General features: G+C 73.6%; 17 protein-coding genes. 9 read left to right on the forward strand and 8 right to left on the reverse strand.

Annotated features, from left to right (window positions below; all coding sequences use genetic code 11):
* Window positions 1-84: 84 nt before the first annotated feature.
* The 4 genes from paaZ to GLX25_RS07320 form a co-directional block, all read right to left on the reverse strand.
* A complete protein-coding gene (paaZ, locus tag GLX25_RS07305; protein ID WP_155841711.1) occupies window positions 85-2157 on the reverse strand; it encodes a phenylacetic acid degradation bifunctional protein PaaZ in 2073 nt (690 codons plus the stop codon).
* A 61-nt stretch (window positions 2158-2218) separates the two neighbouring features.
* Complete coding sequence (locus GLX25_RS07310; RefSeq protein WP_271192545.1) at window positions 2219-3130, reverse strand: 3-hydroxyacyl-CoA dehydrogenase family protein; 912 nt, start codon at window positions 3128-3130, stop codon at window positions 2219-2221.
* Entirely contained in the window at window positions 3127-3912 is a 786-nt protein-coding gene (locus GLX25_RS07315) for an enoyl-CoA hydratase/isomerase family protein (RefSeq protein WP_155841713.1), read from the reverse strand. The genes GLX25_RS07310 and GLX25_RS07315 overlap by 4 nt, the downstream gene beginning before the upstream one ends.
* Entirely contained in the window at window positions 3909-5111 is a 1203-nt protein-coding gene (locus GLX25_RS07320; protein WP_155841715.1) for a thiolase family protein, read from the reverse strand. The genes GLX25_RS07315 and GLX25_RS07320 overlap by 4 nt, the downstream gene beginning before the upstream one ends.
* A 210-nt stretch (window positions 5112-5321) precedes the next feature.
* On the opposite strand from GLX25_RS07320, the gene GLX25_RS07325 reads away from it, so the two are divergent.
* Entirely contained in the window at window positions 5322-6962 is a 1641-nt protein-coding gene (locus GLX25_RS07325) for a cell wall-binding repeat-containing protein (protein ID WP_166548574.1), read from the forward strand.
* 86 nt (window positions 6963-7048) lie between these two features.
* Here GLX25_RS07325 and GLX25_RS07330 read toward each other — a convergent pair whose 3' ends face one another.
* Window positions 7049-9115 carry a DEAD/DEAH box helicase gene (locus GLX25_RS07330; protein WP_155841719.1) on the reverse strand — a complete coding sequence of 689 codons (2067 nt, stop codon included), beginning with the start codon at window positions 9113-9115 and terminating at the stop codon, window positions 7049-7051.
* A 292-nt stretch (window positions 9116-9407) separates the two neighbouring features.
* Here GLX25_RS07330 and GLX25_RS19335 point away from each other — a divergent pair, with 292 nt between their 5' ends.
* Window positions 9408-9938 carry a GNAT family N-acetyltransferase gene (locus GLX25_RS19335; RefSeq protein ID WP_166548575.1) on the forward strand — a complete coding sequence of 177 codons (531 nt, stop codon included), beginning with the start codon at window positions 9408-9410 and terminating at the stop codon, window positions 9936-9938.
* 19 nt (window positions 9939-9957) lie between these two features.
* Here the strand turns inward: GLX25_RS19335 and GLX25_RS07340 are convergent, their stop codons facing one another.
* The gene (locus GLX25_RS07340; RefSeq protein ID WP_271192546.1) at window positions 9958-10770 is read right to left on the reverse strand and encodes an HNH endonuclease family protein; all 813 of its coding nucleotides are present in this window, start codon (window positions 10768-10770) and stop codon (window positions 9958-9960) included.
* 246 nt (window positions 10771-11016) lie between these two features.
* Between GLX25_RS07340 and GLX25_RS07345 the strand changes: the two genes are divergently transcribed.
* Together GLX25_RS07345 and GLX25_RS07350 are read left to right on the forward strand one after the other, a co-directional pair.
* On the forward strand, window positions 11017-12024 hold the full coding sequence (locus GLX25_RS07345) for an alpha/beta hydrolase (protein ID WP_155841722.1): 1008 nt from the start codon (window positions 11017-11019) through the stop codon (window positions 12022-12024).
* 68 nt (window positions 12025-12092) lie between these two features.
* A complete protein-coding gene (locus GLX25_RS07350; protein WP_155841724.1) occupies window positions 12093-12692 on the forward strand; it encodes an antibiotic biosynthesis monooxygenase in 600 nt (199 codons plus the stop codon).
* Window positions 12693-12719: 27 nt separating this feature from the next.
* Here GLX25_RS07350 and GLX25_RS07355 read toward each other — a convergent pair whose 3' ends face one another.
* On the reverse strand, window positions 12720-13493 hold the full coding sequence (locus tag GLX25_RS07355) for an IclR family transcriptional regulator (protein WP_155841726.1): 774 nt from the start codon (window positions 13491-13493) through the stop codon (window positions 12720-12722).
* Between the two features lie 85 nt (window positions 13494-13578).
* On the opposite strand from GLX25_RS07355, the gene hutH reads away from it, so the two are divergent.
* The 4 genes from hutH to hutI all read left to right on the forward strand — a co-directional run bounded on the left by hutH (window position 13579) and on the right by hutI (window position 19985).
* On the forward strand, window positions 13579-15201 hold the full coding sequence (hutH, locus tag GLX25_RS07360) for a histidine ammonia-lyase (protein WP_155841728.1): 1623 nt from the start codon (window positions 13579-13581) through the stop codon (window positions 15199-15201).
* A 198-nt stretch (window positions 15202-15399) separates the two neighbouring features.
* Window positions 15400-16860: a M23 family metallopeptidase gene (locus GLX25_RS19340; protein ID WP_155841730.1), complete on the forward strand. Its 1461-nt coding sequence runs from the start codon at window positions 15400-15402 to the stop codon at window positions 16858-16860.
* 126 nt (window positions 16861-16986) lie between these two features.
* Window positions 16987-18711, forward strand: coding sequence for a urocanate hydratase (gene hutU / locus GLX25_RS07370; protein WP_155841731.1), 1725 nt, complete (start codon window positions 16987-16989; stop codon window positions 18709-18711).
* Window positions 18708-19985, forward strand: coding sequence for an imidazolonepropionase (hutI, locus tag GLX25_RS07375; protein ID WP_155841733.1), 1278 nt, complete (start codon window positions 18708-18710; stop codon window positions 19983-19985). Before hutU ends, hutI begins: the two co-directional genes overlap by 4 nt.
* A gap of 17 nt (window positions 19986-20002) precedes the next feature.
* On the opposite strand, the gene GLX25_RS07380 is transcribed toward hutI, so the two are convergent.
* Window positions 20003-20299: a DUF503 domain-containing protein gene (locus GLX25_RS07380; protein WP_155841735.1), complete on the reverse strand. Its 297-nt coding sequence runs from the start codon at window positions 20297-20299 to the stop codon at window positions 20003-20005.
* Between the two features lie 134 nt (window positions 20300-20433).
* On the opposite strand from GLX25_RS07380, the gene GLX25_RS07385 reads away from it, so the two are divergent.
* Window positions 20434-21093, forward strand: a complete 660-nt coding sequence (locus GLX25_RS07385; protein ID WP_155841737.1) for a hypothetical protein — start codon at window positions 20434-20436, stop codon at window positions 21091-21093.
* Window positions 21094-21125 lie beyond the last annotated feature (32 nt).

Consider the following 21125-nt stretch of genomic DNA (forward strand, 5'->3'; position numbering starts at 1 on the left):
GTCGGCTGCGACTCGACCACCGAGCTGCACCGGTCTCGATACGCGGCCTCCTCCGTCGGCTGCTACTCGACCACTGAGAGGCGGCTACGCGACCGGTACCGGCGCCGGCTGCTTCGCCACGAGCGTCAGCACGTCGTACGTCGCGACGAGCTCGTCGCGCTGGTTCTTCAGCACCGCGTCCCAGCGCACCTCGCCGTACTCGTCGGTCTCGCGCGGGGTGATCTGCTTCGCCGTGAGCTCGACGCGGATCTCGTCGCCGGGCGAGACCGGCGTGATGAAACGCAGGTTCTCGAGGCCCGAGTTCGCGAGCACCGGCCCGGGCGCGGCGTCGACGAACAGACCCGCGGCCCAGGAGACCAGCAGGTACCCGTGCGCGACGCGACCCGGGAAGAACGGGTTGGCGGCCGCGGCCGCCTCGTCCATGTGCGCGTAGAACGTGTCGCCGGTGAAGTTCGCGAACGTCTCGATGTCCTCGAGCGTCACGGTGCGCGACGGCGACGCGACCTGGTCGCCGATGCGCAGCTCCGCGAGCGACTTGCGGAACGGGTGCACGTCGCCCGACTCCGCGTACGGCCGCGCCGCGGCTCCCGAGTGCCACACGCCCGTGAGGGCGGTGAGCATCGCGGGCGAGCCCTGCACGGCCGTGCGCTGCATGTGGTGGAACACGGCGCGGATGCCGCCGAGCTCCTCGCCGCCGCCGGCGCGGCCGGGGCCGCCGTGCACGAGATGCGGCACGGGCGAGCCGTGGCCGGTCGACGTGCGCGCGTCGTCGCGATCGAGGAAGAGGAGGCGGCCGTTCATCGCGGCGATGCCGGACGCGAGTGCGACCGCGACGTCCGGGTCGTGGGTGGCGACGCTCGTGACGAGCGATCCGCCACCGCGGGCGACGAGGTCGACCGCCTGGTCGATGGTGTCGTAGGCGATGACGGATGCCACGGGGCCGAACGCCTCGACCTCGTGCACCGCGTCGGCCGTGGCATCCGTGAAGGAGAGCAGCATGGGCGCGACGAACGCGCCGTCGGCGTCGACGCCCTCGGGCGCGTCGGTCGAGCCGATCACGAGCTCGCCGCCGGCGTCCTGCAGCCGGCGCACCTGGCGGAGCACCTCGTCGCGCTGCGCGAGCGACGCGAGCGGGCCCATCGTGACGCCCTCGGTGCGCGGGTCGCCCACGACGACCTTCTCGGCGAGGCGCGCGCGCACGGCGTCGACGACCGCATCGACGGATGCCGCGGGCACGATCGCGCGCCGGATCGCCGTGCACTTCTGGCCGGCCTTCGACGTCATCTCGACGACGAGCTGCGCGACGTACGCGTCGAACTCGGGCGTGCCGGCCACCGCGTCCGTGCCGAGCACCGAGGCGTTGATCGAGTCGGTCTCGCTCGTGAACCGGACGCCGCCGGTCTGCACGGAGTCGTGCGCGCGCAGCCGCTCGGCCGTCGACGCCGAACCCGTGAAGGCGACGAGGTCGCCGACCCGCAGGTGGTCGAAGAGGTCGGGCACGCTGCCCGACACGAGCTGCAGCGACCCAGCGGGCAGGAGGCCGGACTCGACGAGGATGCGCACGAACGCCTCGGCGAGGTAGCCGGTCGGCGTCGCGGGCTTCACAACCGTCGGCACGCCGGCGAGGAACGCGGGTGCGAACTTCTCGAGCGAGCCCCACACGGGGAAGTTGAAGGCGTTGATCTGCACGGCGACGCCGGGCAGGCGGGTGTAGACGTGGCGGCCGATGAACGAGCCGTCCTTCGAGAGCGGCTCGACCGGGCCGTCGACGACGACCTTGGCGTTCGGCAGTTCGCGCCGGCCCTTCGACGAGTAGGTGAAGAGCACGCCGATGCCGCCGTCGATGTCGACCCACGAGTCGCGCTTGGTCGCGCCGGTACGTGCAGAGAGCTCGTACAGCTCGGCCTTGCGCTCGGTGAGCACGAGCGCCATCTGCTTCAGCAGCACGGCGCGCTGGTGGAACGTCAGCTCGCCGAGCGAGCGCTGCCCGACGGTGCGGGCGTGCTCGAGCACCGCGCCGAGGTCGAGGCCCTCGGTCGAGACGCGCGCGACGACCTCGCCGGTCGATGCGTCGCGCACCTCGGTGGCGGATGCCTCGGCCGACGCGTCGGGCGTCCACCACGCGTCGCGGACGTAGCTGGGCAGGATCTCGGTCATCGTGTCTCTCTCCTCGGTGGTCGAGTAGCACCGCCGAAGGCGGCGCGTATCGAGACCCGCACTACTGCGCGTCCCACAGGTGGAAGCCCTCGCCGGTCTTGCGACCGAGCTTGCCCTCGGCGACCATGCGGCGCAGGAGGGCGGGCGGTTCGAATCGGTCGCCGAGCTCGCCCGCGAGGTACTCGGCGATGCCGAGCCGCACGTCGAGTCCGACGAGGTCGGTGAGCCGCAGCGGGCCCACGGGGTGCTTGTAGCCGAGCACCATGGCGGTGTCGATGTCCTCCGCGGAGGCCACGCCCTCCTCGAGCATGCGGATCGCCTCGAGGCCGAGCGCCACGCCGAGCCGGCTCGATGCGAAGCCCGGCGCGTCGTGCACGACGATCGGGGCCTTGCCGATCGCCTCGACCCAACCGCGCGCCTCCTCGACGAGCGCCCCGTCGGTCGACGTGCCGCGCACGATCTCGACGAGCGCCGACGCGGGCACGGGGTTGAAGAAGTGCAGGCCCAGGAATCGCTCGGGTCGGTCGAGCCGGCCCGCGAGCTCGTCGATCGAGATCGACGACGTGTTCGACGCGAGCGCGGCATCCGCCCCCAGCACGGCCTCGACGCGGGTGAGCGCGTCGACCTTCAGGCCGAGGTCCTCGGGAACGGCCTCGACGACGAGGTCGGATCCGGCGAAGTCGGCGACGTCGGTCGCGACGCCGAGCCGTTGCGCGAGTGTGTCGACGGTCTCGTCGGTCGTGCCGCGGGCGACGGATGCCGCGACCGAGTCGAGCGCGCGCGTGCGGGCCGCGTCGGCGGCATCCGCGTCGCGCTCGACGACGGTGACGCGCGACCCCGCGAGCAGGAACGCGTGCGCGATGCCCGCGCCCATGCGGCCGCCGCCGAGGACGCCGACCCGCTCGGGGGCGCCCGGTGATCGAGTGGCGCGCTCCGCGCGCGTATCGAGATCCGGCTCGTTCGACTGCGTCACTTCGCGCTCCTCTTCGCCGTTCGCCGCTCGAGGAACTCGGTCATGCGGCGGTGCTTCTCGGGACTCTCGAAGAGCACGGCCTGCTCCTCGAGGTCGACGTGCGGGTGGTCGGCGCGCGGTGCGCGCATGACGCGCTTGGTCGCCATGGTCGCGGCCGGGTCGTTCTTCGCGATGCGGTCGGCGATCGCGTGCGCCTCCGCGAGGAGGTCGGCCGCCGGGTGCACGGCCGTGATGAGCCCGATCGAGAGCGCCTCGGCGGCGTCGACGATGCGACCGGTGAGCAGCAGCTCGGCGGCTCGCGCCTCGCCGACGATCTCCTTCAACCGCCAGGTCGCACCCGCGGCGGGGATGATGCCGAGGCCCGTCTCGGGGTTGCCGAACTTCGCGTCGGGCGTCGCGATGCGGATGTCGGCGGCGAACGCCAGTTCGGCGCCGCCGCCGAGCGCCCACCCGTCGACGGCCGCGATGACGGGCATCGGCAGCTCGTTGATGCGGACGAACGCGTTCGCGTTGATGCCCGCTCGCGCGTCGGCGGCGGTGCGCTCGCGCATCTGGGCGATGTCGGCGCCCGACGCGAACACGCCGTCGGTGCCGGTGATGATCAGGATGCGCGGCTCGGACTCGAGCTCCGCGCACAGCGCGTGGAGGTCGTCGATCGTGGCCTGGTCGATCGCGTTGCGCTTGTCGGGCCGGTTGAGGATCGCGACGACGCGGTCGTCGGCGCGCTCTACGAGGAGCGGCTGCGGCGAACCGGGCGACACCGCGACATCCGGCGCGCTCATCGCACGCCCTCGACGATCAGGGCGCTGCCCTGGCCGACGCCCACGCACATCGTCGCGAGGCCGTAGCGGGAGCCCTCGCGCTCCATGCGGCCGAGCAGGGTGACGACGAGGCGCGCCCCCGACGAGCCGAGCGGATGCCCCAGGGCGATCGCCCCGCCGTCGGCGTTGACCCGCTCGGGGTCGAGCCCGAGTCGGCGGATCGAGGCGAGCGACTGCGTCGCGAACGCCTCGTTGAGCTCGATCGAGCCGATGTCGTCGAGCGAGACGCCCGAGCGCTCGAGGGCCTTCTCGGTCGCGGGCACGGGGCCGAGGCCCATGATCTCGGGCGCGAGACCGGCGGACGTGCCGACGACGACCCGAGCGCGCGGCGTGAGGCCGTACCGCTCGACGGCCGACGCGCTCGCGACGACGATCGCGCTCGAGCCGTCGTTCAGCGAGCTCGAGTTGCCGGCGGTCACGACCGTGCCGCCCCTCACGACCGGGCGGAGTCCGGCGAGCACCTCGAGCGAGGTGTCGCGGCGCGGGCCCTCGTCGACGAGCACCTCGCCGCGCGCGGTCGGCACGCCGACGATCTCGGCCTCGAACCGGCCCGCGTCGATCGCGGCGGCTGCACGTTGCTGGCTGCGGAGCGCGAACGCGTCGGCGTCCTCGCGCGTGATGCCGTCGATGCGCGCGACCTCCTCGGCGGTCTCGGGCATCGAGAACGTGGCCTTGTCGCGTGCGAGCAGCTTCGCGTTCGGGAACCGCCAGCCGATCGACGTGTCGTACGCCTCGCCGGGCTTCGCCCACGGCTTCTCGGGCTTGGCCTGCACCCAGGGCGCGCGCGTCATCGACTCGACGCCGCCCGCGACGATGAGGTCGGCGTCGCCCGCGCGGATCGCCTGCGCCGCCATCGTGATGGCCGACATGCCCGATGCGCACAGGCGGTTGACGGTGATGCCGGGCACCGAGTCGGGGAGCCCGGCGAGCAGCACCGACATGCGCGCGACGTTGCGGTTGTCCTCGCCGGCCTGGTTCGCGGCGCCGAGGATCACCTCGTCGATCGCGCCCTCCTCGATCGCGTCGAGCTCGAGTCCGGCTCGACGGATCGCCTCGCCGACGACGAGGCTCGCGAGGTCGTCGGGCCGCACGCTCGCGAGCGCGCCCCCGTACCGACCCACCGGGGTCCGCACCCCGCCGACGAGATACGCCTCCGCCATGCTCTTCTCCTGACCGCGCTGTCGGGACCGTCGCACGCCGCCTGGCGGCGTCCGCGTCATCCGTTCCGGCTGCATTCACAACCGACCGTTCAGTCAGTAAGTATGCCGGAGGGATGCCCCGATCGCCAGTCGAGCACGTCAGCCGACGGCGGGATAGGCTTTCGCTCGCCCGCCCGACCCTGCTCGTCCGACACCCGAATCGGAGCCGCCGTGAAGCGTCCCCTGCCCGTGCTGCTCGCTGCCCTGCTCTCTGCGGTCCTCCTCGCACCCGGAGCGATCTCCCCCGCCGATCCGGCCGTCGCGGTCGCCGGGACCACCGTGTCCGGGTACGTGTACGAGCAGCGACCGTCGGGGACCTACCCCGCGTCGAACGCGTCGGTGAACCTCTTCCCGTCGAACGGAGGCTCGCACGGCCCCGGCACGGCGAGCACCGATTCGAGCGGCCGCTTCGTGTTCTCCGGGGTTGCGCCCGGCACCTATCGCGTCCACGCGCGACCCGCGTATCGCGCCGGCCTGTCGTACGACATCGCGGACGTCTACCTTCCCGGCACGCCCTTCGCTCGCGACGCCCAGGTGATCTCCGTGGGGTCGAGCTCGGTGTCGCTCCCGACCGTCACGCTCCCCCTCGGGGGGCGCATGCAGGGCGTCGTCTCACTCACGGATGGCGCCGACCTCGCTGCCTCGAGAACCCAGGTGACGGTGAAGCAGTACAACGGTGAGACCGGCGCGTTCGAGGGTTCCGTGGGCTCGTCGGTCCCGATCTGGAACGGCGCGTGGCAGGCGCTGATGCTCCCCGCCGGCACCTACCTCGTGTACGCGGGAACCGAGAACGCCACACACCGCGGGGAGTTCTGGCCCGACGCGCCCGAGATCGACGGGGCAGAGCTCGTCCAGGTGACGGCGGGCGAGACCACCGTCGTCGACTTCGCTCTCGATCCCGCTCCCCGGACCGTGACGCGCCTCGCCGGCCCTGACCGGTACACGGCCTCCGCCGCGATCTCCTCGGCGTCGTTCTCGCCGGGCGTGCCGGTGGCGTACGTCGCGAACGGCGACAAGTTCCCGGACGCGTTGAGCGCGGGCGCGCTCGCCGGCGTCCAGGGCGGACCGGTCCTGCTCACCAGGGCGACCTCGCTGCCGGGAGCGATCGCGTCCGAGCTCGCGCGGCTGAAGCCCGAGCGCATCATCGTCGTCGGCGGTCCGGTCTCGGTCTCCGATGGAGTCCTGGCGACGGTGAGGAAGTACTCCTCGGTCGTCTCGCGGATCGGCGGGCCGGACCGATTCGCGGTCTCCCGGTCGGCCGTCCGTGACGTCTACCTCCCCGGCGGTGCCGATACCGTGTTCATCGCCACCGGGTACAACTTCCCCGACGCGCTCTCGGCGGGATCCGCCGCCGCCGCGAACTCGGCGCCGATGGTCCTCGTCCCCGGCTCGAGCGGCGGCCTCGACGCCGCGACGAAGCAGCTCCTCTCCGAACTGAAGCCGAGCAGGATCGTCATCGCGGGCGGTACCGCGACGGTGAGCACCGGCATCGAGGCCGACCTTCGGCGGCAACCGGGCGTCCGGCTGGTCGAGCGCATGGCCGGGGCCAATCGCTACGAGACCTCCTGGATGGTCGGTGCCCTCGCACCTGCCGACGACGTGGTCTACCTCACGACGGGAGAGAAGTTCCCCGATGCGCTCTCGGGCTCCGCGGTGGCCGGCGACCGACTGGCCCGGGTGCTCCTCGTCCAGCCGAACTGCATCCCCTCCGCGACCCTCGACCAGCTCCTGTGGGCAGCACCGAGCAGGATCGTGATCCTCGGCGGTACGGCGTCAGTCGGCACCGGAGTCGCTCAGTTGCGACGGTGCTGAGCAGTCCGCGGTCCGAGACGTCGAAGGCCCCGACCGGGTGGTCGGGGCCTTCGACGTGGGGGCAGGCGGATGCCGTGGGGGCGGCGTTACGCGACGGGCGCGTCCTCGTCGGTCGAACCGGCGGCCGCGGCGGCGGGGGCCGCCGTGCGGATCGGGCCGAGGTCGCTGAGGAGCTCGTCGCCGAGGCGGACGTCCTCGAAGTCGACCTCGATCTCGGCGCGGCCGAGGAGGTCGGCCAGGCGGCGCTGGCGGTTGCGGGGGATCAGGGTGACGACGCGGCCCTCACGGCCGGCGCGACCGGTGCGGCCGGCGCGGTGCAGGTACGTCTTGTACTCGTCGGGGGCGTCGGCCTGGATGACGAGGTCGATGTCGTCGACGTGGATGCCGCGGGCGGCGACATCCGTCGCGACGAGCACGTCGACGCGACCGCTCGTCAACTGCTTCAGGTTGCGCGTGCGCTTGGCCTGGTTCAGGTCGCCGTGCAGGGCGACGGCGAAGATGCCGGCGTCCTCGAGGTGCATGGTGAGGTCCTCCGCGAACGCGCGGGTGCGCGAGAAGATCAGCGTCTTGCCGTTGCGGTCGGCGAGGCTCGCCACGATGTCGCGCTTGTCGCGGTTGTCGATGACGAACACGCGGTGCTCGATCGTGCTCGACGCCTGGTCCTCGCCGGCGACCTCGTGCACGGCCGGGTCGACGAGGAACTCGTCGACGAGCGCGGCCACACCGGTGTCGAGCGTCGCCGAGAACAGGAGTCGCTGGCTTCCCGCCGGCGTGCGGCGGAGGATGCGCTGCACGGGCTCGAGGAACCCGAGGTCGCACATGTGGTCGGCCTCGTCGAGGACGGTGACCATGATCTCGGAGAGGTCGAGGCGACCCTGCTCGATGAGGTCCTCGATGCGGCCCGGCGTGCCGATCACGATGTCGACGCCGCGCTGCAGCGCGCCGACCTGGCGACCCTGCGGGACGCCGCCGTAGATCTGGGTCGTGAAGAGGCCGACGCTCTGCGCGATCGGCTGCACGGTGCGGTCGATCTGGAGCGCGAGCTCGCGCGTCGGGGCGAGGATCAGGGCGCGCGGCTTGCGGCCCATCTGGCGCTTGCCGCCCGACTTGCCCGACGCCGCCCAGTCCTGCATGAGGCGCTCGACGGTCGGGGCGCCGAACGCGATGGTCTTGCCGGAGCCCGTGCGGCCACGACCGAGGACGTCGCGGCCCTCGAGCACGACCGGGATGGTCGCGGCCTGGATCGGGAACGGCGACTCGGCGCCGAGGTCGCTCAGCGCGCGGACGATGTTGCCGCCGAGGCCGAGGTCGGCGAAGCGGATGCCGTCGACCGCCTCGGCCGCGATGGCGTCGGCCTCGAGACGCTCGAGCACGACGTCGTCGGCCGGCTGGAAGCGGTCGGCGCGGTCGGCGCGCTCCTTCGCGGGGTAGAACGACGACGGGCGGCGCTCGGAGTCGCGGAACCCGGGGCGGTCGAACTCGCGGCTGCGGCGGGGACCGCGGTCGTCGCGGTCGAACGAACGAGCGGGTCGCTCGTCACGGTCGAACCGGCGGGGCGCGCGGTCGTCGCGGTCGAACCGGCGGGGCGCGCGGTCATCCCGGTCGAACGAACGGGCAGGCCGCGCGTCGCGATCGGAACGGCGGGGCGCGCGGTCGCCCCGGTCGAACGAACGAGCGGGTCGCTCGTCCCGGTCGTGGCGACGGGGTCCACGGTCAGCCCGATCGAATGAACGAGCGGGGCGCTCGTCACGGTCGAACCGACGCGGTCCACGGTCATCGCGGTCGGATCGGCGGGGCGCGCGGTCATCCCGGTCGAACGAACGGGCAGAGCGGTCGTCGCGGTCGTACCGGCGCGGCGCACGGTCGTCCCGGCCGTACGACCGGCCGGCACGGTCGTCGCGCGCGGGGCGCTCGTCACGCCCCGGGCGGTCGGCGCGGTGCGGCGTGCGACCGTTGGCCACGCGCTCCTCGCGCGACCAGCGCGCCTTGGGGGCCTCGGCGTCCTCCGGGCGGTAGCCGCGGTGGCCCGGGCTGCGCGAGCCGGGCTTCTGCGCGCCGCCGGCGCGCGGGGTGCTGCGGCGCGAGCTCTTCGCGTACGACGGGTCGAAGTTCTTGGCGGGGCGTCCGCCGGCGGGCTTCTTGTTCTTGGGCATGGAGGCTTCCTGGGTTTCGTTGCGTGTACATGGCAACCGGCCGCGCGATCGCGCAGCACGCTTGAGAACCCGGGAGCATCGTCGACCGGGGCCGTTCACATACGGTGACTATCCGCGCGCGGACTGCGCGTGGAACCGGCCCTCAGGACTCACAAACCCATCCGTGCGACGTGCACGGTGTCCAGAACCGACCTCCCCACGATACCGGACACCCTCCTGTGAATCCGCCCCACGTCGCATTCCGCCGCAGGAACGTAACGACACGGTAACGCGACTGCCGTACGCTCTCGTCGTGACCACACCGCCGTCGATCTCCATCGAGCCGCCGCACGCGGCCGGAGTGCCGCGCCTGCTCGAGGCCGGCTCCGAGTACTCGCGCGCGCTCTACCCCGCCGGCGGCGGGTGTCTCCAGCTCGAGTCGGCGGAGCTCGCCCGCCCCGGGGTCACGGTCTACGTCGCGCGCGTCGACGACGGCACCCCGGTGGGCATGATCGCCCTGATCGACGACGGCACGCACGGCGCCGGGCGCGCCGAGATCGCGCGCATGTTCGTCGACGGGCCGTGGCGAGGCACCGGGATCGCGGGCCGGCTGCTCGACCGCGTCGAGACGGATGCCTGCGCCCGCGGCGTTCGGGAGCTCGTGCTCCAGACGGGAACGCAGCACCTGCCCGCCCAGGCGCTGTACGCCAAGCACGGGTACCGACGGGTCGATCCCTTCGGCCGCTACGTCGGCGTGCCCGCCAGCATCTGCATGGCGAAGTCCCTCGTCGGGTTCGGCGCCGACCTGCTCGACGACGACCGTCCGCTCGCCGTCGGCGAGTAGCGCTCCGCCCGACGACGCGTCATCCGGCCGGTCGGCATCCGTCGAGCACGCGCTCGATCGCCTCGCGCTCGGGCGGGGTCACCCAGAGGCCGTGGGCGGCCTTGACCGCGACCTGGCGCGCGACGTACTCGCACCGGAAGGAGCGGTTCGAGGGCAGCCACGTCGCGGCGTCGCCCGCGCCCTTCTGCTGGTTCGCCGATCCGTCGACCGCGAGCAGGTTGAGCGGGTCGTTGGCGAACGCGACGCGCTCCTCGTCGGTGAACTGCTGCGCCCCGGTCACCCAGGCGTTCGCCAGCGGCACGACGTGGTCGATCTGCACGAGCTGCGACGTGCCCTCGCCGCGCACGAACTCGATCAGCGCGCCGGTGTAGGGGTCGTCGAGGAGTCCGGAGAGGACACGGCATCCGGCGGGCCGCTCGGCGTCGTCGAGGTCGCGCGCGAGCACGTCGTTCCGCGTGTCGCAGCCGTTGCGGTCGACGTCGATCCAGCCGTGGCCGAACGCGTCCCGTTCGTAGCCGGTCATGGCCGCGCGGCCCTTCACGGGGAGCGCCGCGAGGTCGGCGCGTGCCTGCTCGAGTTCGACGTCCGTGAGGCCGCCCTCGGCGGCGGCCGACCCGGATCCGTCCGGCCCGCCGGGTGCATCGGTCGCCTGGCCCGAGGGACCGCCGTCGAGCTCGACGACGATCGCGTCGAGGACGTCGACGAGCTCGTCGGCGGTGCAGGCGGTGAGGGACAGCGCGAGCGCGACGCCGAGGACGGCGCCCAGGGCGCGGCGAACGGGCCGGCTCCGGTTCGAGGAGTGGGTGGCGGACGCAGGGCGGGGGCGGGTCACGGGTCCCTTCGGGATCGGGGCGGCCAGGGGCGGCCGAGCGGACAGGGGCGGCCGACCGGAGCGGGCGGCCGCTCACGGCGGGGGGGTGGGGGCGCGTCGCCTCGCCGGACCCGTCGAGCGTATCGGCGCGCGCCGACCCCGACCGACCTGCGCGTTCCTGCCCACCGGACACCGTCGGATCCGGTGTCGGCCCGGCGCCGATCCTGGGGTAGCATCACCTCACCCCTGGACCCGGAGCCCCCACCCATGACCCGACTCTCCGGCATCCGTGGCAGCCGGCGTCGCCGGCCAGTGCGGATCGCCCTCGCCGTGAGCGCCGCGCTCGCGGTCGCCGCCGTCGCCTCGGCGTTCCACCAGCCCCTCCGCGAGCTGGACCCGAACGCGCGGCAGGCGTCGAGCGAGGTCGCGGGCAGCGAGATCATCGGCATCCGCACCTTCGAGGCACCGACCGACCTCCGCATCGACGCCGACCTCGAGTACGCGGTCGCGGCCGACGGCACGATCCTGACGCTCGACGTGTGCCGCCCGGCGGCATCCGCCCTCGCCGGCACGAGCGCCGCCGTCGTCTCGGTCCACGGCGGCAGCTGGGCACGCGGCGACAAGGCGAACGCCGACTGGCGGAACGTGTGCCTCTGGCTCGCGAGCGAGGGGTTCGTCGCGGCATCCGTCAACTACCGCCTCGTGCCCGACGCGGTGTACCCCGCCCAGATCGACGACGTCGCCGCGGCCGTCGCGTGGCTCCGCGAGCCGGAGCAGCTCGACCGGTTCGACCTCGACCCCGCCCGCATCGGCGTGTTCGGGGGCTCGGCCGGCGGCCACCTCGCGGCGCTGCTGGGCACGCTCGGCGAGGGGCCGCTCGACGTGGGTTCGCGCGTCGCCGCCGTGGCCGAGCTGTCCGGGCCGGTGGGCCTCGGCCGTCCCGAACTCGAAGCGGATGCCGCATCCGACTGGCTGCGCGGCATCGTCGGCGATTTCCTCGCCTGCGAGCCCGGCGTCGACGACGAGGCGTGCCCCCAGGCGATCGAGGCCTCGGCGACGGCGCACGTCGACCCGACCGATCCCCCGTTCTTCATCGGCCACGCCGAATCCGAGATCATCCCGCTCGCGCAGTCGCAGCGCCTCGCCGACACGCTCGGCGCCTCGGCCGTCGCCGTCGAGCTCGCGGTGGTGCCGGGCGAGGCGCACTCGATCGGCATCCTCGACGAGGGCCTGCGCGAGCGCGTCGCGGCGTTCCTGCACGCGCACCTGGGCTGACGGCCGCGCGCCGACCCCTCCGCCGCGCACGCAATGCGCCCGACACGTGCATGCGCTGTGATGGACGCATGGGCACCGAACCGATCACCGTGTCGATCCGCCGCGAGGTCGACCCCGACCGCATCGCGGAGGCGACGGTCTGGGTGCAGACCGGCGTGAACCTCGCCAACCGCTACCCGGGCTTCCTCGGGTCGGGATGGGTGCGCGCGGGCGAGGACTCCGACGTGTGGCACATGCTCTACCGCTTCGCGAACGAGGAGACCCTCGAGGCCTGGGAGCGATCGCCCGAGCGCTCGTGGTGGCTCGAGATGGGCCGCGGGTTCGTGCGCGCCGAGAAGGCGAAGCGCCGCACCGGCATCGAGGGCTGGTTCGACGACCCCGCCACGGGCTCGGTGCCCGCGGTGACGGATGACTCGGGGCCGGCGGATGGCGCGCTCCCGCCCGCTCCCCCGCGCTGGAAGCAGGCCGTCAGCATCTGGCTCGGCTTCTTCCCGGTGAACCTCGCGTTCTCGCTGCTCATCGCGCTCGCGCCGTGGTGGGAGGACGTGCCGCTCGTGCTGCGGGTGCTCGTCACGACGCTGGTGCTGACGCCGATCATGACGTACTGGGTGCTGCCGTGGGTGACGCGGATGCTCCGGGGGTGGCTGGCGCCGTCGCGGGCGGCGTGAGCGACCGGCCCGTCGGGCCCGGGCGGCTCAGCGCGCCCCGATCCGTCGCGAGAGCGTCGCGGCGGCATCGACCACCGCCGCGCTCGCCGCGTCCACGAGCTCGTCGGGCGCGCCCTCGGCGAAGGTCACCGCGATCGCCGCGGCCGGCCAGCCGAGGTGGTCGAGGACCGGTGCGCCGACGGATGCCAGGCCGCGCGTGACCTCGCCGTGCTCGCCCGCGACGCCCGCGGCCCGCGCCTCGGCGAGCAGGGTCTTCAGCCGCGAATAGCTCCAGGGCGCGGCATCCGTCGTCGAGGGAAGGTCGGCGAACGCGGCGCGGTCTGGGTAGAGCGCGCGGAGCTGCGCGGGCGGGAGCGCCTGCAGCATCGCCCGGCCCGACGCGGTGAGGTGAGCGGGGAGGCGCACGCCCACGTCGGAGACGAGCGACGGACGCCGCGGCGCGCGCTCCTCGACGAGGTAGAGGACGTCGCGGCCGTGCAGCACTGCGAGGTGGCCCGACTCGCCGAGCCGGTCGACGAGGGCCGCGACGAGCGGGCGACCGAGGCGGGTGAGCGGCTGCTGCCGGCTGAACCCGCTCGAGAGCTCGAACGCGGCGACGCCGAGGCCGTAACGGCGCTCCTCGGGCAGGTGCACGACGAAGCCGCGCTCCTGGAGCACGCCGAGCAGGTGGTAGGTGGTCGAGCGGGGGAGGCCGAGCGCGGTCGCGATCGACGCCGCGGGCACGGGGCCGCGCTGGGTCGCGAGGTGGCTGAGGATCCGCAGCACCTGGTCGGCCGCGGGCACCTTCGACGCATCCGCCATGCCCCGCTCCCATCGTCCGGTATCCCGGACGGCAGCGTACTCCGCCGCGTTCCGGCACGCGCGGGAACGGTGTGGAATCGGACGTATGAGCACGATCGCGCCCGCACCCGCCCGCACCGCGGCATCCGTCACCGTCGGCACCGGACCGCTGACGATCGAGGACGTCGTCGCCGTCGCGCGCCACGACGCCGTCGTCGAGCTCGACCCGGCCGCGCTCGACGCGGTCACCGCGAGCCGCGCGATCATCGACGACCTCGCCGCCGACCCGCAGCCGCACTACGGCATCTCGACGGGCTTCGGCGCGCTCGCGACGACCTTCATCGCCGAGGACCGCCGCGCGCAGCTGCAGGCGAGCCTCGTCCGCTCGCACGCCGCGGGCTCGGGCCCCGAGGTCGAGCGCGAGGTCGTGCGTGCGCTCATGCTGCTCCGCCTCTCGACGCTCATGACGGGCCGCACGGGCGTGCGCCGCGAGACCGCCGAGACCTACGCCGCGATCCTGAACGCGGGCATCACCCCGGTCGTGCGCGAGTACGGCTCGCTCGGCTGCTCGGGCGACCTCGCGCCGCTCGCGCACTGCGCGCTCGTCGCGATGGGCGAGGGCGAGGTGCGCGTGCGTTCCATCGGTGGTCGAGTGGCGACGCAGGAGCGTATCGAGACCTCCCTTCCGGACACCACGGAGATCACGGATGCCGCCTCGGCCCTCGCCGCGGCGGGCATCGCGCCGCTCCACCTCGGCGAGAAGGAGGGCCTCGCGCTCATCAACGGCACCGACGGCATGCTCGGCATGCTCGCGCTCGCGATCCACGACCTGCGGATGCTGCTCGCCACCGCCGACGTCGCCGCGGCCATGAGCGTCGAGGGCCTCATGGGCACCGACGCGGTGTTCGCCGCCGACCTGCACGCGCTCCGGCCGCAGCGCGGCCAGGCCGTCTCGGCCGCGAACATCCGGAACGTCCTCGCAGGCTCGCCGATCGTCGCGAGCCACAAGGGCCCGGAGTGCACGCGCGTGCAGGACGCGTACTCGCTGCGCTGCGCGCCCCAGGTGCACGGCGCCGCGCGCGACACGCTCGCGCACGCGGCATCCGTCGCCGAGGCCGAGCTCGCCAGCGCGGTCGACAACCCGGTGCTGACGCCCGACGGCCGCGTCGAGTCGAACGGCAACTTCCACGGCGCGCCCGTCGCGTACGTGCTCGACTTCCTCGCGATCGCGGTGGCGGATGTCGCCTCCATGAGCGAGCGGCGCACCGACCGGTTCCTCGACCAGGCGCGCAACCACGGGCTGCCGCCGTTCCTCGCCCACGAGGTGGGCGTCGACTCGGGGCTCATGATCGCGCAGTACACCGCGGCCGGGATCGTCTCCGAGCTCAAGCGCCTCGCGGCCCCCGCGTCGGCCGACTCGATCCCGTCGTCGGCCATGCAGGAGGACCACGTGTCGATGGGCTGGGCCGCCGCGCGCAAGCTCCGGCGCGCGCTCGACGGGCTCACGCGGGTCGTCGCGATCGAGGTCATGACGGCCGCGCGCGGCCTCGCGCTCCGGGCGCCGCTCGAGCCCGGTGCCGCGACCGGCGCCGTGGTGTCGCTCGTCGCCTCGACGGGCGCGGTTCCCGGCGAGGACCGCTTCCTCTCGCCGGAGATCGAGCGCGTCGTCGAGGCCGTCTCCTCGGGCGCGGTCCTCGGTCGCGCGGCAGCCGTGACGGCCCTGGCCTGACGCTCGCGCGCGGTGCGCCCCGAACGGGGGAGCGTCACGGGGTATCCGGTCCTTGTGCGCCGTTCGGGGAACAGGGCAGACTTGGGGGGTGCCGGCGCGGTTGCCGGCCGGGAAAGCCCTATGTTCCAAACCCGAGACGTCGACAAGCGAGACCCGTTCCGAGCGAGGCCCGCCCGGAGGTGCACCGCTGCGATCGCCGTGATCGCCGGTGGCCTGTTGTTCGGCCTGTCCGGGGTCGCTCCGGCGAGTGCGGAAGAGCTCGACACCACGACGGTCACGAGCGAGGCCGAGGGCGCGACGACCTCGGAGTCGACGACCGAGTCGACCGACCCGACGCCGGAGCCGACGCCGACCGAGGAGCCGACGCCGACCGAACCGGCGCCCTCGCCCGATCCGACGACCGAGCCCGAGCCGACTCCGGATCCCACGCCGACCCCGACGCCGACGCCCACGCCGGATCCCACGCCCACGCCGACACCGACGCCGGATCCCACGCCGGATCCCGAACCGACGCCGACCCCGACGCCCACGCCGACGCCGACCCCGACACCCACGCCGACCCCGACGCCCACGCCGTCGCCGAGCCCCGTGCCGTCGCCGTACGGCCCCGGCGTCTCGGCGCCGTTCGTGCTCGTCGGCGACGGCCCCGTCGCGCAGATGCTCCAGGTCCGGACCGTCGGCACGGCGGACTCGCAGACCGCGGCCGTCGCCGGGCTGCGGACCAAGCTCGACCGCGCGATGACCGAGCTGCGCAGCGCGGAGTCCGCGCTCGCCTCCGCTCGGAGCACGCGCGCCGTCGCGCGTGCGGTCGCGGAGCGGCTCGACGAGCAGGCCGAGGAGGCGCGGCACGTCGCCGAGACCGCCGCGAGCGTCTACCTCGACGCCGTCGAAGGCGATGGCGCGGCGATGCGGTCGATGGCCGCGGCGATGGGTTCGGGCAAGGACCTGCTCGCCGGCCTCGCGGGCATGGAGCGCGTCCAGAAACTCGCCGGCGACTCCGAACGACTCCGGGCGATCGCGGAACGTCGCGACGCCGACGCGACCGCGGCCGAGGATCGCGCCGCCGCCGCGTGGGAGGCGGTCGACGCCATCCCGATCGAGGAGTTCGAGAACGACGTGCTCGTGGCCGAGGGCGTCGTCGCCGCGGCACGGGCGGCACTGAGCGGCGCGCAGACGCGGCTCGCCGCGGCCGACGTGGTCTCGACCTTCACGAACATCCCGATCGACGGCGGCCAGCTGAGCGAACAGGGCTGGGCCTCCCCCGTGTTCGGCTCGATCACCGACGGCTTCGGCCCCCGCCCCGACAAGCCGCTGCCCGGCGTCAACGAGTTCCACCGCGGCACCGACATCGCGGCGCAGTGCGGCACCGGCGTGTTCGCCGCGACCGGCGGCGTCGTGGTCATCGCCGGCCCGAACGGGTCGTACGGCAACTGGATCCTCATCGACCACGGCGACGGCGTCACGACGGGCTACGCGCACCTGCGCGACGGCGGCATCCTCGTCGAGCAGGGCCAGGCCGTCGAAGCCGGAGAGTTGATCGGCGCCGTCGGCAGCACCGGCGCCTCCACGGGCTGCCACCTCCACTACGAGGTGCGGCTCGACGGCTCGGCGACCGACGCGATCCCGTTCATGGCGGCGCGCGGCGTCCGCCTGGGCTGAGACTCGCCAGGGCGACGCACCCGCACCGGCCCGGTTCGCAGCCCCGCCGGCGCCGCGTCCGGGATCCCGGACGCCGGCCGCGCGGCATCCGTTGTCGACGCCCCCGCGAGGGTGTGGGATCGGAACATGACCACCGCCGCACCCACCGAGGCCGACGCCGTCGCCGGCCCCCGCACCGTCCGCGCCGCCCACGGCACCGAGCTCTCGGCGAAGAGCTGGCAGACCGAGGCGCCGCTGCGCATGCTCATGAACAACCTCGACCCCGAGGTCGCCGAACGTCCGGACGACCTCATCGTGTACGGCGGCACCGGCAAGGCCGCCCGCAGCTGGGAGGCGTTCGACGCGATCACGCGGACCCTCCGCGAGCTCGAGCCCGACGAGACCCTGCTCGTGCAGTCGGGCAAGCCGGTCGGCGTCTTCCGCACCCACGAGTGGGCGCCCCGCGTGCTCATCGCCAACTCGAACCTCGTCGGCGACTGGGCCACGTGGCCCGAGTTCCGCCGCCTCGAGCAGCTCGGCCTCACCATGTACGGCCAGATGACCGCCGGGTCCTGGATCTACATCGGCACGCAGGGCATCCTGCAGGGCACGTACGAGACGTTCGCGGCAGTGGCGCGGTCGCTCGCCGAGAAGCGAGGTGCGGATGCCGCGACCGCGACGCTCGCGGGCACCCTCACGTTGACGGCCGGCTGCGGCGGCATGGGCGGCGCGCAGCCGCTCGCCGTCACCATGAACGGCGGCGCCGTGCTCATCGTCGACGTCGACGAGACGCGCCTCCGTCGTCGCGTCGAACACGGCTACCTCGACGAGGTCGCCGCCGATCTCGACGCGGCGATCGCACGCGTCGTGGAGGCGAAGGATGCCGGCGTGGCTCGCTCGGTCGGCGTCGTCGGCAACGCCGCCGTGGTGTTCGGCGAACTGCTCCTCCGCCATCAGGCGGGCGACGTACACGTCGACATCGTGACGGACCAGACGAGCGCCCACGACCCGCTCTCGTACCTCCCCGTCGGCGTCGCCTTCGAGGACTGGCATGCCGAGTCCGAGCGCGACCCGGAGGGCTTCACGGTCCGCGCCCGCGGAAGCATGGCCAAGCACGTCGCCGCGATGGTCGGCTTCCGGGATGCCGGCGCCGAGGTGTTCGACTACGGCAACTCGATCCGCGCCGAGGCGCAGCTCGGCGGCTTCGACCGGGCGTTCGAGTTCCCCGGCTTCGTGCCGGCGTACATCCGGCCGCAGTTCGCCGAGGGACGCGGGCCGTTCCGGTGGGCCGCCCTCTCGGGAGATCCGGCGGACATCGCGAAGACCGACCGCGCCGTGATGGAGCTCTTCCCGCACGACGCCGCGCTCGCGCGCTGGATCGAGCAGGCCGGCGAGAAGGTCCACTTCGAGGGCCTGCCCGCGCGCATCTGCTGGCTCGGCTACAAGGAGCGCCACCTCGCGGGCCTGAAGTTCAACGAGATGGTCGCGTCGGGCGAGCTCTCGGCGCCGATCGTCATCGGTCGCGACCACCTCGACTCGGGCTCGGTCGCTTCGCCGTACCGGGAGACCGAGGCCATGGCCGACGGCTCCGACGCGATCGCCGACTGGCCGCTGCTGAACGCGCTGCTGAACACCGCCTCCGGCGCGACGTGGGTCTCGATCCACCACGGCGGCGGCGTCGGCATCGGCCGCTCGATCCACGCCGGCCAGGTCGTGGTGGCCGACGGCACCGACCTCGCGGCCGAGAAGATCGCGCGCGTGCTCGTCAACGACCCCGGCACCGGCGTCATGCGTCACGTCGACGCGGGGTACGACCGCGCCGTCGAGGTCGCTCGCGAGCGAGGCCTGAACGTGCCCATGATGGACGCATGACGGACGGCGGTGCGGTGCGGCGGATGCTCCTGACGAACATCGGCGAGCTCGTCACCAACGACCCGATCGACGGGCGCTCCGGCGGTCCGCTCGGCATCGTGCGCGATGCGGCCGTCCTCGTGGAGGACGGCCGCGTCGTGTGGGTGGGACCGGCCGCCCACGCGCCGTCGCACGCCGACGAGGTCCGCTACGAACGCGAGGATCGCCGCGACGGCGATGAGCACCGCGCCGCGTGGGACGCCGACGTCGAGGTCGTCGACCTCGGCGGCCGCGCCGTCATCCCCGGCTTCGTCGACAGCCACACGCACCTCGTGTTCGGCGGCGACCGCGCCGAGGAGTTCGCGGCCCGCATGGCCGGACGCGCATACGAAGCCGGCGGCATCCGTTCGACCGTCGCGGCGACGCGTGCGGCGACCGACGACGAGCTGCGCGCCCGTCTTCGTGGTTTCGTCGGCGAGCTGCAGCGCCAGGGCACCACGACGTTCGAGATCAAGACCGGATACGGGCTCAGCGTGGCCGACGAGGCTCGGCTGGCTCGGCTCGCGGCAGAGGTGACCGTCGAGGTCACATTCCTCGGCGCGCATGTGGTGCCGTTCGAGTTCCGCGAGCCCGATGGCCCGGGCGCCGATGCGTACGTCGACGTGGTCATCGGCGAGATGCTCGAGGCCTGCGCGCCGTACTCGCGGTGGGTCGACGCCTTCTGCGAACGCGGCGCGTTCACCGAAGCGCAGTCGCGACGCGTGCTCGAGGCCGGCCGTGCGGCCGGGCTGGGCGTGCGCGTGCACGGCAACCAGCTCGGCGAGGGCCCGGGGGTTCGGCTGGCCGTCGAGCTCGCCGCGGCATCCGTCGACCACTGCACCTACCTCACCGACGCGGATGTCGCAGCGCTCTCAGGATCGTCGACCGTCGCGACCCTGCTGCCGGGTGTCGAGTTCTCGACCCGGCAGCCGTACCCCGATGCCCGCCGACTGATCGACGCGGGCGTGACCGTCGCCCTCGCGAGCGACTGCAATCCCGGGTCGAGCTTCACGAGCTCGATGCCCTTCTGCATCGCGGTCGCGGTGCGCGACATGGGCATGACGCCCGCCGAGGCCGTGTGGGCTTCGACCGCCGGCGGCGCGGCCGCGCTGCGGCGATCGGATGTCGGCGCCCTGCGCCCCGGGTCGCGCGCCGATCTCGTCGTGCTCGATGCGCCGAGCCACGTGCATCTCGCGTACCGTCCCGGCGTTCCGCTCGTCGCGGAGACGTGGAAGGACGGCGTGCGCGTCGCCTGACCGGGCCCCGCGAGGCGTCAGTCGTCGTCGCCGCGCCGAAGCCGCCGGCGCGCGGCGAGGAGCGTCACCTCGGGGTGAGCCGCCACGAGCCGCTCGGCCCGGTCGAGCACCTCGGTGGCGCGGTCCGCCCCGGCCGCGACGACCGCGACGCCGAGCTCGGCCCTGCGGTGCAAGTCGTGGGCGCCCACTTCGGCGACGGATGCCTCGGTCGCCCGCCGCAACTCGGCGAGGATCGGCCGGACGACGGCGCGCTTCTCCTTCAACGAGTGGACGTCGCCGAGCAGCAGGTCGAACTCGATCCACGCGATCCACATGCCGTCAGCCTGCCACGGCCACGGCCACGGCCACGGCCTCCGGCCTCCGGCGTCCGGCGTCCGGCGTCCGGCGATAGCTGACATCGTTCCTGAATCGGAGGACGATGGAATCGACGGACCCTCCGGGAGGCGAGATGACGGACATCGCCATGGGCAGCGCGGCTGGAACCGAGCAGGTGCGCATCTGGGCGGGACTGCAGGGGTTCGTCAGCCTCGCGGCCCTCGTCGCGCTCGTTCTGTTCTTCACCCTCGCGACGCCGTTCTCCACGCCTCAGCCGAGGTGGTCCTGGCTCGGCCCGGTCAACGACTGGCTCGCGGTCATCGGCGCCGTGCCGTGGATCGTCGCGATGGTGCTGCTCGCCCGCCACCTCACGGCCGGACCGTGGCTGTGGGCGCTCACGGTGCTCGCCTGCATCGGCGCCGCGGCGATCGCGATCGTGACCCTGCTCATGCTCGGCGGGCTCGCCGACCTGCAGGCCCAGACCATCGTGTCGGTCGTCGCGACCGTCGTCGCCTTCGCGTGGGCCGCGGTCGCGGCAGTCGTCGCCCGCGAGGCCGGAGTGCTCCCCGCATGGCTCGCCGTTCTCGCGATCGCGATCACCGCTGCCCTGGTCGCCACCGCGATCGCCGGCGGCATCGGATTCCTCGCCCCCGACGGCTCGGCGCTCCGCTCGACGCTGTTCGGCGTCGCCGTGGTGCTCGGCGGGCTCGCCTGGATCGCGTTCCCGGTGTGGTGGCTCGCGATCGCGTCGAACCTGCGCTGTGAAGCGCCCCGGGATTCGTGGAGGGCCTGATTCCCCGAGAGGATGAGGGTTATGCCGGCACC

Origin of the sequence: Agromyces luteolus, from assembly GCF_009729855.1 — a bacterium.
Classification (GTDB): domain Bacteria; phylum Actinomycetota; class Actinomycetes; order Actinomycetales; family Microbacteriaceae; genus Agromyces; species Agromyces luteolus.

Bases quoted from the DNA above. Each gene is read 5' to 3' on its own strand.
- hutI (WP_155841733.1), top strand. From the start codon at position 18,708: ATGACGGACGGCGGTGCGGTGCGGCGGATGCTCCTGACGAACATCGGC.
- GLX25_RS07380 (WP_155841735.1), bottom strand. From the start codon at position 20,299: ATGTGGATCGCGTGGATCGAGTTCGACCTGCTGCTCGGCGACGTCCAC.
- hutH (WP_155841728.1), top strand. From the start codon at position 13,579: ATGAGCACGATCGCGCCCGCACCCGCCCGCACCGCGGCATCCGTCACC.
- GLX25_RS07330 (WP_155841719.1), bottom strand. From the start codon at position 9,115: ATGCCCAAGAACAAGAAGCCCGCCGGCGGACGCCCCGCCAAGAACTTC.
- GLX25_RS07320 (WP_155841715.1), bottom strand. From the start codon at position 5,111: ATGGCGGAGGCGTATCTCGTCGGCGGGGTGCGGACCCCGGTGGGTCGG.
- GLX25_RS07345 (WP_155841722.1), top strand. From the start codon at position 11,017: ATGACCCGACTCTCCGGCATCCGTGGCAGCCGGCGTCGCCGGCCAGTG.
- hutU (WP_155841731.1), top strand. From the start codon at position 16,987: ATGACCACCGCCGCACCCACCGAGGCCGACGCCGTCGCCGGCCCCCGC.
- GLX25_RS07350 (WP_155841724.1), top strand. From the start codon at position 12,093: ATGGGCACCGAACCGATCACCGTGTCGATCCGCCGCGAGGTCGACCCC.
- GLX25_RS07315 (WP_155841713.1), bottom strand. From the start codon at position 3,912: ATGAGCGCGCCGGATGTCGCGGTGTCGCCCGGTTCGCCGCAGCCGCTC.
- paaZ (WP_155841711.1), bottom strand. From the start codon at position 2,157: ATGACCGAGATCCTGCCCAGCTACGTCCGCGACGCGTGGTGGACGCCC.
- GLX25_RS07355 (WP_155841726.1), bottom strand. From the start codon at position 13,493: ATGGCGGATGCGTCGAAGGTGCCCGCGGCCGACCAGGTGCTGCGGATC.
- GLX25_RS07385 (WP_155841737.1), top strand. From the start codon at position 20,434: ATGACGGACATCGCCATGGGCAGCGCGGCTGGAACCGAGCAGGTGCGC.